General features: G+C 55.8%; 10 protein-coding genes and 3 pseudogenes. 1 reads left to right on the top strand and 12 read right to left on the bottom strand.

Annotated elements, in window-relative coordinates; all coding sequences use genetic code 11:
- Nucleotides 1-82 (top strand): annotated as a pseudogene (locus QZ506_RS15135) (lipoprotein); the annotation flags it as partial.
- A 145-nt stretch (nucleotides 83-227) separates the two neighbouring features.
- On the opposite strand, the gene QZ506_RS15130 reads toward QZ506_RS15135, so the two are convergent.
- The 12 genes and pseudogenes from QZ506_RS15130 to QZ506_RS15075 all read right to left on the bottom strand — a co-directional run bounded on the left by QZ506_RS15130 (nucleotide 228) and on the right by QZ506_RS15075 (nucleotide 8,857).
- On the bottom strand, nucleotides 228-689 hold the full coding sequence (locus QZ506_RS15130) for a lytic transglycosylase domain-containing protein (RefSeq protein WP_291972149.1): 462 nt from the start codon (nucleotides 687-689) through the stop codon (nucleotides 228-230).
- A 4-nt stretch (nucleotides 690-693) separates the two neighbouring features.
- A pseudogene (locus QZ506_RS15125) lies at nucleotides 694-1,289 on the bottom strand (type 4 pilus major pilin).
- 9 nt (nucleotides 1,290-1,298) lie between these two features.
- A complete protein-coding gene (locus tag QZ506_RS15120; RefSeq protein ID WP_291972147.1) occupies nucleotides 1,299-2,414 on the bottom strand; it encodes a type II secretion system F family protein in 1,116 nt (371 codons plus the stop codon).
- Nucleotides 2,401-3,978 carry a GspE/PulE family protein gene (locus tag QZ506_RS15115; RefSeq protein WP_291972151.1) on the bottom strand — a complete coding sequence of 526 codons (1,578 nt, stop codon included), beginning with the start codon at nucleotides 3,976-3,978 and terminating at the stop codon, nucleotides 2,401-2,403. Before QZ506_RS15115 ends, QZ506_RS15120 begins: the two co-directional genes overlap by 14 nt.
- 7 nt (nucleotides 3,979-3,985) lie before the next feature.
- Nucleotides 3,986-4,480: a type IV pilus biogenesis protein PilP gene (gene pilP, locus QZ506_RS15110; protein WP_291972145.1), complete on the bottom strand. Its 495-nt coding sequence runs from the start codon at nucleotides 4,478-4,480 to the stop codon at nucleotides 3,986-3,988.
- Nucleotides 4,467-5,671 (bottom strand): annotated as a pseudogene (gene pilO2, locus QZ506_RS15105) (type 4b pilus protein PilO2). Before pilO2 ends, pilP begins: the two are co-directional and overlap by 14 nt.
- A gap of 77 nt (nucleotides 5,672-5,748) precedes the next feature.
- The gene (locus tag QZ506_RS15100) at nucleotides 5,749-6,660 is read right to left on the bottom strand and encodes a PilN family type IVB pilus formation outer membrane protein (RefSeq protein ID WP_291972143.1); all 912 of its coding nucleotides are present in this window, start codon (nucleotides 6,658-6,660) and stop codon (nucleotides 5,749-5,751) included.
- A gap of 188 nt (nucleotides 6,661-6,848) precedes the next feature.
- Nucleotides 6,849-7,097 (bottom strand): hypothetical protein, encoded by a 249-nt coding sequence (locus tag QZ506_RS15095; RefSeq protein WP_291972141.1) that lies wholly within the window; start codon nucleotides 7,095-7,097, stop codon nucleotides 6,849-6,851.
- 71 nt (nucleotides 7,098-7,168) lie between these two features.
- Nucleotides 7,169-7,417, bottom strand: a complete 249-nt coding sequence (locus QZ506_RS15090) for a hypothetical protein (protein WP_291972139.1) — start codon at nucleotides 7,415-7,417, stop codon at nucleotides 7,169-7,171.
- A 19-nt stretch (nucleotides 7,418-7,436) separates the two neighbouring features.
- Nucleotides 7,437-7,664, bottom strand: a complete 228-nt coding sequence (gene pilM / locus QZ506_RS15085) for a type IV pilus biogenesis protein PilM (RefSeq protein WP_291972137.1) — start codon at nucleotides 7,662-7,664, stop codon at nucleotides 7,437-7,439.
- Nucleotides 7,665-7,692: 28 nt separating this feature from the next.
- Entirely contained in the window at nucleotides 7,693-7,872 is a 180-nt protein-coding gene (locus QZ506_RS15080) for a hypothetical protein (protein ID WP_291972134.1), read from the bottom strand.
- Nucleotide 7,873: 1 nt separating this feature from the next.
- On the bottom strand, nucleotides 7,874-8,857 hold the full coding sequence (locus QZ506_RS15075) for a TcpQ domain-containing protein (protein WP_291972132.1): 984 nt from the start codon (nucleotides 8,855-8,857) through the stop codon (nucleotides 7,874-7,876).
- Nucleotides 8,858-8,970 lie beyond the last annotated feature (113 nt).

Below are 8,970 nucleotides of genomic sequence, written 5' to 3'. Positions count from 1 at the left end.
GGTGGGTGAAGCCATGGCCATGGTCAAAGCGCTTAACCGGATCACGCTATCAGGAATGCCGAACAGTATTCGCATCACGTAACAATCGACCCGTATGGGGCGCAGTCGTTACAAGTTCTGATTTATTCAACAAAGCCAACTGAAGATACAAATTCACAGTGGAAAAATGATGATAAGCGTGGGCCACGGCATGCTCAGCGTCAGCAATGTCACAGTTTAACTCACCGTTATTTAAGTAAAAACTGGCGGTAAATGGCATAAATACGGTTGGCGTAGGATTCGCGTGTTTCATGACGATCTTTTCTGAAGCCGGCGTTGTAGGAATCCAGGCAGTTCCAGCTGATGCCACAGACCTGAAAATGCTTAGCCAGTATCCAGGTGCCGATTTGCACGTTTAGACAAGGGCGCGTCAGTAGTTCCTGGGGGCTGCGAATAAACCCCTGAGCTATCAACGATGGAATGTGTGTTGAGTTGACCTGCATGAGCCCGTAGTCGGTGCTGAGCGCCCGGCCGGTATTTTTATCGCGGTTGATATTAGTAATCCCTGGCCGGAGGCTGCTCTCACCTGTGGCGATGGCTTTAAGCAACAGGGGATCAATGTGATATTTCACGCCCGCAGCATCAAAGCAGAAGGCCCCCGCACGGGGGCACAGCATGGCCAGAAGCAGAAACGTGAACATGCGCAGCATGTCATCAGCCGTTGTGCGTGAAGACGAGGGTATTGTTACCGGTCATACCGCTGTCAGCAGAGCAGGATTTGCCCGCTTCTTCTGCACTGACCACACCATCGCTGTAGTCCGTACTGTTGATGGTGATGGCGCTGAACGCACCACCGAAGCCCAGCTAGGTGGCGAGGGAGATGCAGTCTGCCTGCGGTACTTTCTGAGTCGTAACGGAAAATCCGTTGTTAAACCCATTAGTCGCTACCGGAGCCATCACGACCTGCCCGCCGTAACTGTTCCACATGGTGGCGGAGCCAGAGCTAGCCGTACCCTGAATGGTCCAGCAGGCTTTAGGTGCGCCCCCCTGTTGAATAAGCGTACCGGTCATCGTGGTGCCACTGGTAAAGTTATAGCCTCCCTGTGTCTGCTTAAGCTGCTGAGCATTGGTCACGATGGTCTGGAGATTCGGCACCTCCACGCCAACGGACTTTTCCCCCACAGGCTCCATACCCATGCACCAACAATACAGATAACAATAACGGTACCCAGCGCAATGGCACCGTGTTCCAGAATGCCCCAGCCCCGGTCGGGGTGGCGCTGATGCTGCGGGAAAGCCTTTGATGACATGATTTTTCCTTAATGATTGCTGAACGTGTTCATGTCCTGAATCTGCATCACCATCAGCAGGATGAGTAAGAAGAAACTCATAATCAGAACAAGAGAAAAGAGTTTGGTGACGTTTGCGCGCCGGGCTACGCGCGCGAGCGCCTGCTCCAGCCAGCGATCGGCATAGTTGGTAATAAGCGATGCAGCGCTGCTGCCTTTATCAAGTAGTGAGAGGTAGTTCACCGCTTCCCGGCTGGGGAAGTCATAACCACTGTTGCGTAAAGCCCTGTCCAGAGAATCACCTTCGCTCATGCACTCCATCGCCCCCTCAATCCGTTCCTGCAGCCAGGGCGGTGCAAATCCGTTCAGGATCTGCAGAGACTTGAGTTCCTGTACGCCGGCACCCAGTAGCGCTCCGATATTCATAAGGAAAACGGCGCCCTGCATGTCTTTGTAAACTGACCAGGGCATGAGGTAATCAGCAAAGCGCCGCAGTTGTCCCGTCCACCGCGGCAGAGACCAGAAGGCCAGAACTGTCAGACCTGCTGCTACCCCCGCTGCGGTCAGCCCCCACTGACCAGTCCAGATTGCGACACCGTTCATCAGACCCAGAGCCCCGGTCCAGCCCACCGGATCGGACATTTTGCTCATCGTTGGCACCAGCGCCAGATTGTTGGCCAGTAGCAATCCCGTTCCCAGCAAGACCAGCACGACAGGGAAAACCGAGGCGAAAATGACCTGACCAAAGATGCGCCGGCGGGCGACAATGAGCTTGTCGGCCTGCATCAGGGCACCGGGAATGTTGCCGGTTTCCATACCGGCGCTGATAAGCGCGGCCTCCTCATAGGGTGCCCAGACGGCGAGAACATCCTGCAGTGCGCGTCCGGGGCGGTTATCGTTCACCCCCTCAAGACAGTCCTGGACCAGTTCATGGTAGGGATGCCAGCGCCGGCCAAAGTCGGTGTGCACCTCACCGATCATGATCAGCGCCTCTTTCAGTTGTTTGCCGTTCTGCAGCAGAAAGCGCAGGGTCTCGTAAAAGGGCTGGCGATACTGGCCGGTAAAGGTCGCCCTGACTAGGCGATAGCGCAGTTTTTCTGCGACCGACATATCCCTGTCTGGCGTGAAGCGATTAGCGGATGCCATCAGGGACCTCACAATGCATTACCTCATCTTCATCCAGTGGACAGATAAGGTCGCCTTCAAGCGGGTCGACACGCCCCTCTGCCAGATATCGCATCAGGTGCATACGGCGGGTAATCCCCCCGTTGTTCATCCAGTACTGGCGGGCTACGGACGGACCGTGTGACAGCCAGAGTTGCATCTGGCGCGCATCCGTCCTGACCACCTCGGCCACGGCCGTACGCCCCGTCACCCCGCGACTGATAATGCGCCCGGTCAGCGGCACTGTTTTCTGACAGTGCGGGCAGCCTTCATGATTGCGGAAGAAAAGTTTGCTGGTATCACAGAGGCCCTCAACGGTGCAGTAGCGCTCAAGTCGGGCGCGGGTATCGGGATCAAGATCGGAGGCTTTAACCTGCCACGGCACCCGGCAGTGTTCACACAGCAGCGGCACCAGACGCTGGCCTATCAGGCCGGTGATCAGCGCAGCATCCGCTAAAAGATGACGGTCCACGCCAAAGTGTTCCATTCGGCGCAGTGAGCCGATGGCACTCTGGGTGTGCAGGGTAGAGAAGAGCGCGTGCCCTGTTTCACTGGCGTAAATGGCCGCAATCAGTGAATGAAGGTCACGCATCTCACCGTTCAGGATTGCATCCGGATCAAGGCGCAGTGCTGAGGCGTTGGCATTATTCCAGGCACGGCTGACAGCCTCCGGGGAGTTATCGGCTGGCATAACCGGCGTCTGGATAGCGCCAGGAATACGACCCTCGGGCGGATTTTCCAGCGTCAGCAGGCGCTTTTTACCGCCGGTCAGTTTCAGCCAGATATCACTGAACACGCGCAGCGTGGCGCTTTTGCCTGACCCTGTTGGCCCGGTCAGCAGCACCATACCTTCCTGTAGCTTCAGGATCTGCATGATAAGCTTTATCTGCTCCGGCAAAAAACCAAGCTGCGGCAGCGTCGGTATCTTATCGCCGTCGTCCGGGATGAGACGCATGACCACAATTAACCCGTCAGGTGTGGGGCGATGCTCGTAGCGTGCACCATATAAACCGGCCCGGCGCGCAAACTTTGCATCGACTCGTCCGGACTGCTCACGGCCGGCAAAGAAGGACTGCTCACGGACGTCGCACATAGACAGGTAGGAGGTCGATGCCAGCGTCATGCCCTCCACATCTTTCACCTCATCAACAACTTCGAGCTCACCATGGATTCGCAGTTGTACGATCGTCAGTTTACAGTCTGCACTAATCTCAAAATGGATGTCTGAAGCATTGAACTCATGGCCCAGCCTCATGTAGCTGATGACCTTGTCCTGTGAGACGCTGACGTCCCGTTTATCCATGTCAGCTTCGCTGATCCCCTGATTCAAACCCATTCCCTGACGGTCAGCCACTTCCCGACGACTGTTCAGTTCGCTCAGGGTCACAAACTCGGTTGTTGCTGTCGGATAATGGCGTGTGACGTCCATTACCCAGCGCTGAATCGCCGCTTCTTTTCGGCGGTTACCATCAATCAGCAGCGTCACCCCACCGGCTGGCTGCCGTTCTGCGTAAACAAAATCCATAATCTCTTTATCAGGTGTCATGATGGCCTCAGAAGGAGAGTTCAGAATCGTCATTGAGGCGCACAAGCGTGGACGTGACCTCAGTGACACGCTTCGTGGTACCCGGAATTTGATCCCCTTTAACCACCTCTGTCACGCCACCGTCCGGGAGCACAATACGGGCACGAAGCTGGTTACCGCGCCCGTAAATCTCCTGAAGCCGCACGCTGCCGGAACGTTTACTGGTAACTGTCGATGCAGGTTGAGATGAGCCGGGTTGCGTCATCAGTGGCATTACCTGCTGGGTTACGTTAGCCAGATAGTTTCGATCCGTACCCTGAGAAGACTGACTTTCACGCAGCTGTTGCTCAAGCCGGGCTGTCTGAACTTTCTGCTCAAGGATGAGGTTTCGCGCCTGTGCAGCCTCAAGCTCACAGAGCGTGACGTTGGGTTGCAGTGGATCGCTGGCCAGGGCCGGCAGTGTCGTTCCGCTGAGCAGAACGGCCAGCAGAAAATTCCTGCCGGCGTGATTAATTCTGCGCATAAACGCTCCCCTTCATCGTATAGTCGAACTGCCCCTGGGGGCTCATGGTGATGGACAGGCTACTCAGGCGGAGCACTGTGGCATCAAAATCCTGTAGCAGCCGCTCAGGCTGCAGGCGAGAGCTGACGGAGAACGTGAATTCCCGCCAGTCCTGCAGGGGCGTGTTTTTTCCTGGCCCGGCGTGACAGCGGGCGGCTTCACCTCGGTAAACTTCACGTCGAGATTTCGGCGCTGCAGATGGGAAATAAATCGCATGAGCTGAGCGTTAGTACCAGGGAGCGCTTCGTCCATGAGTCCGGCGGGTGACGTGCGTTTAAAAGGAATGAAAACGTCGCCACTTTTGCCACCTTCCTGCAGGTTAAAGACGGCTGAATGCCCCAGCAACTCCCGTGCGCGACGGGAAAAGTCCTCCACGGTTGCGCCGGGGGTGGCAATAAACCGCAACCGCAATCCTTCCGTCACGCATTCGCCATCCGTAAATCGCCAGCCGGCTACGGAGGCAAAAACGGGTTCACGAGTGAGCCAGCAGTTGCTGAGCAGCACAGAGACGGGAAGCTGCGAGGCCCACGGATGCGGTGCGCGAGCAGGCACGGCGACTTTTTCAGGCTTAAGGGCCATGCGGGCACGAAACGCAGCCATCGCAGCCGCCTGTTCGGCCTTCTCAGAGGCTGTGTCGTACCAGTAAATACCAGAGAAAACTGCAAGGGTAACGATGGTCGCCGGCAAGATAACAGACATCGCAGTGACCCGCTTCCGCAGCCGGCAGCGCTTCAGCTGAGTGCGGCTGAGTCTTTCAGTCAGCGTACTGACATAGTGATTGTCGTCCACCGTTGCGGCACACCTTAATCCCGGCGCATCGGCATCGTTGAATCGCAGGAAATTTTTTGCAGCCAGTTCGATGGTAGCCCGGGAGCCGGTCACGTCGCCCATCACAGAAAGCTGTCCGCCGATGGCGGCAAAGAACACCCAGACGTCCTCTTCGTGACTCAGGCGGTAGATTCCCCAGGCTTTTCCGCCCTCAGTAAGCAGAAACGCCACGGCGAGCGAATGAATATGTCGCCGCGCGCGGCCCGGTGAAACGAGCCCCTGCATCGAAGCATTACCCCGTCCAGCAGAAACAAAATGCGTATCAGGGGAGGACTGGCTGCGAAATCGGGTGGCGATAGCGTTTCGCTGCGGCTCCCAGTGCATTCCGGCCATCCAGTCGCGACGTTGATGCGTAATCCGGACGCCGGTACGAAGGCTCAATTTTTTCATTACTGGCATTTTTACCTCAGCAGGACAGGAGTGATCATGATGACAAGCGTTGTACGGCCGCGGGAACCGGTCTGACCGCCGCCCAGAATGAAGTTACCAGGCGTAAAGGTGCCCTGTTTGTCTGCAGAGACGTTCTGCTGTTCCGAACCGGTCAGCACCAGCGTTTGCCCGGAGCGGAGGTTCACCTTGCGTGCAAGGCCTTCGGTAGACGTTGTAGGCAGGTCATTACGGGTATTGCCATCAGCGCTGATAAACTTCTCAATCTGCTGCGGGCTGGTATAGCTAAAGGCAAACTGCAGCTGCACGTCACCGTTTTCCTGAATAAACGGCAGCATGGTCATGAACAGCCCGGTGGTGATAGTCGTCGTAGTCATTGATGATGTGACGCCCACGTTCGCCGTGGCGGTTGTGCTGGAACTGGACAGGATGCCTTTCTGGCTTGAAAGCTGGTAAGCCACCGGGGTCAGGTTTGCTGTCGGGTCAGTCTGATTCAGCGCCATGCTGACGTTACCCTGCTCAGACAGTGCTTTGATCAGCAGGCTGGAGCCCGAGAATTTCGCTGCGTTACCGGAGGCCGTATCGAGAATGGAAATACCTGCGCTTGCAGCAGACGTGGAGGCATTGGCCATGGAGCCGGTCAGACTGGCACCAAAGTTATTAAGTGATTTGTAAATCAGCCCCCAGTCCAGTCCCAGCTGCTCATTACGCGTCTGACTGACGCTCACAATCTGGATATTAAGCTGAACCTGACGACTCAGGACCTTGTTCTGGTATTCAATGTAGCGTCCGATACGGTCAAGCACGTCCGGCGTATCCGTTACGCTGAGCGTACCCGTGGCGGCCGATAACCAGAACCTGCCTGATTTTGGCGTCAACATTTGATCGATTGTTTTACGGATATCATCGTACAGGTCACTGTTCATGCCGTAATCAGTCTTCTGATTAGAGCTGATGTCACCTGTCGTCCCCCCGTAGTTCCACCTCCGCTACCAAGCTGATTACCTGAGCCAGAGTTGATTGAGGCGCTGCTGTTGACCTTGGTATTAAGAATGACGAGCTGGAAGGTGCGGGTGTCCTGCTGATAGAAATACACACCGCTGCGATCACTACGCTAGGAGAGACCGTATCCGCTTGCTTCAATATCCAGCAGATCCCGTACATCGCCTTGGAATTTGATACCACGTACAAGGGCTGTGCTTTGCTGAACGGGTGCAGTCGACCCTGATGCCGAGCCGATCTGTGACAATGGCACACGACCATTATCATCAGGCGCAGGGAGCTGACCATTCATCTGCGAGGTGGTAACGCTACTGGTTGAGACATTACTGAGTGCCGCAAAGGCATCAGGCGTGATGGACACCCTAATACCGCACAACGCTGTAATACGTTGTCCCAGCTCAGGCAGTGATATACCGTCTGGCCGGTTGATCGTTATCTGGCAGGCAGATTTTTTTCATCCGGAGTGGACACGACGGGCGCAACCGGTTGTAGGTTCACCCAGGGCTTATCGGACCATACGACGGTAGGTTGCGTCATTGCCTGCCGGCTCTGCAACACACGCTGCGCAGTGTCAGCCTGGCTCGAGGCTTCTTTGTCCATTTTGCTGATTTCTGTCAGCGAACAGGATGACAGCATAAAAGCGATGGCCAGCGCTGCCAGGCAGAAAGGTATACGCGGCATCCGCAGCTCCCTGAGGTAGTTAATTGAGGTAAACAACGCTGCCCTCCGTCATGCCGGAAGGCAGGGAAAGATTCATATCGGTGCCGTCAGCCATGTACAGGCGTCCGTCGCTTACGGTCAGCGCCAGCGCTGAGGTCACTGACTGGCTTCGCAGGGCGGTAAACACGCCGTCGGTAGCAGGTACCCATACCCAGAGCCGGTTGCTCAGAATGACGGATTTAATACGGCTGTCAGGTGCAGTGATCATTCCTGTCTGAGCGGAGGTAACAGGACCATCAGCGACCGTGGCGCCAGTTATTAACCGCATCGGCCGTGCGCAGCATGTCTGCTGCAAGCTGGTCTGGCAGCGTTTGCTGGACAGCCGCACGTACGTGTTCAGACGAATGACGCTGTGCATCACCCGCTATAAGCGCAATAACCAGACAAAACACCAGGACCGGCAGCGCGAATCCCATCTCAGTGCCCCCCGCCCGCAGGGGTATCACTAACAGAAATCAGGCACTGAATACGGTTTGCCTCAGCAAACAGCGGTTTTTCTGCCTTGCGATAGAGGTCAAAGACCTGAACCATGACCGACTCAAAGTTGCCGTGGAAGATCAGAGGGGCATCAATGCGGTAATCAAGCGATACCGGCCAGATAACGACCCAGTTGCCTCCATTGCTGCACGGCGCCTTTGAAGCCCAGCCGGTGAGCGTCTCTTTAAGGGTTGAACCCGGTTCTGCCCGCCATGTCTGACCAACCGGGGCGACGGTAACAGGTGTGCCTGGAATGAGAGATGCTGCCGTCTGGCTGCTCACAGGTGGCGCGGGAGGGAGCGTTGTGACTGGACGCACAGAGGACGCTTTTGGTGCGACATTCACTGTAGTCTGCGACACCGCCGGCGGACGAACTCCCGCAGCTGAAGAAACGGGCTGCGGAGCGACTTTAGCTGCAGGTACCTGAACTGATATCGGCGTATTCATAACCGAAAGACTGTTCGCTGATTTTTGCGCTTTCTGCGCTTTATCGGTGGTCAGCGCCGGCGACGGTACCGGCAAACTTTGTGGAGTCAACGCTGTTTTTTGGCCTGCAACCGGCAGGTTTTCCCCTGTGAAAGGGTTACGGGGTAAAGAATTTTTCTGAATGGTTGGGCCCTTTGATTGAACGGGTTTCGGCTGAACCGGGTAACTTAACGTAGTGCTCTTTGCCGGGGTGAGCGCAGTAGCCGCTGCGTCAAACTGGCGGTACTGATCGCGCAGAACAAAACAAATTTCACGGTTAACCTCATCCACTTTCAGAAGCCAGGCGGGACCGGCAAGAATTTGCAGCGCCTCACTCAGCTTCACAGGGCCAATATCGCGCTGAACAGCGGGAAGCGAACGACTGAGAAGTTCAGAAAATGCAGAATTTGTGGCTGAGCACAGTGAATAACCTGTATTAGTCGCGACTAGATCTGACACTGGACCTTGAAAGGTTGAGAGTTACCGGTTTTGATATGGGTGTCTGATCCTTAAACAAAACGCGAGGTAACTCTCATGCTTCATACTAACAATCCCATTATCAAACACAAAGC

Source organism: Candidatus Symbiopectobacterium sp. (genome assembly GCF_020054415.1).
Taxonomy (GTDB): domain Bacteria; phylum Pseudomonadota; class Gammaproteobacteria; order Enterobacterales; family Enterobacteriaceae; genus Symbiopectobacterium.
Note: the sequence above shows the minus strand (reverse complement) of the source record. Positions and strands in the feature narration are given on the sequence as shown.

Excerpts from the sequence above, each read along its gene's own strand:
- QZ506_RS15130 (WP_291972149.1), bottom strand. The coding sequence starts at position 689 with ATGCTGCGCATGTTCACGTTTCTGCTTCTGGCCATGCTGTGCCCCCGT.
- QZ506_RS15080 (WP_291972134.1), bottom strand. The coding sequence starts at position 7,872 with ATGGGATTCGCGCTGCCGGTCCTGGTGTTTTGTCTGGTTATTGCGCTT.
- QZ506_RS15100 (WP_291972143.1), bottom strand. The coding sequence starts at position 6,660 with ATGAACAGTGACCTGTACGATGATATCCGTAAAACAATCGATCAAATG.
- pilM (WP_291972137.1), bottom strand. The coding sequence starts at position 7,664 with ATGATCACTGCACCTGACAGCCGTATTAAATCCGTCATTCTGAGCAAC.
- QZ506_RS15120 (WP_291972147.1), bottom strand. The coding sequence starts at position 2,414 with ATGGCATCCGCTAATCGCTTCACGCCAGACAGGGATATGTCGGTCGCA.
- QZ506_RS15115 (WP_291972151.1), bottom strand. The coding sequence starts at position 3,978 with ATGACACCTGATAAAGAGATTATGGATTTTGTTTACGCAGAACGGCAG.
- pilP (WP_291972145.1), bottom strand. The coding sequence starts at position 4,480 with ATGCGCAGAATTAATCACGCCGGCAGGAATTTTCTGCTGGCCGTTCTG.
- QZ506_RS15090 (WP_291972139.1), bottom strand. The coding sequence starts at position 7,417 with ATGCCGCGTATACCTTTCTGCCTGGCAGCGCTGGCCATCGCTTTTATG.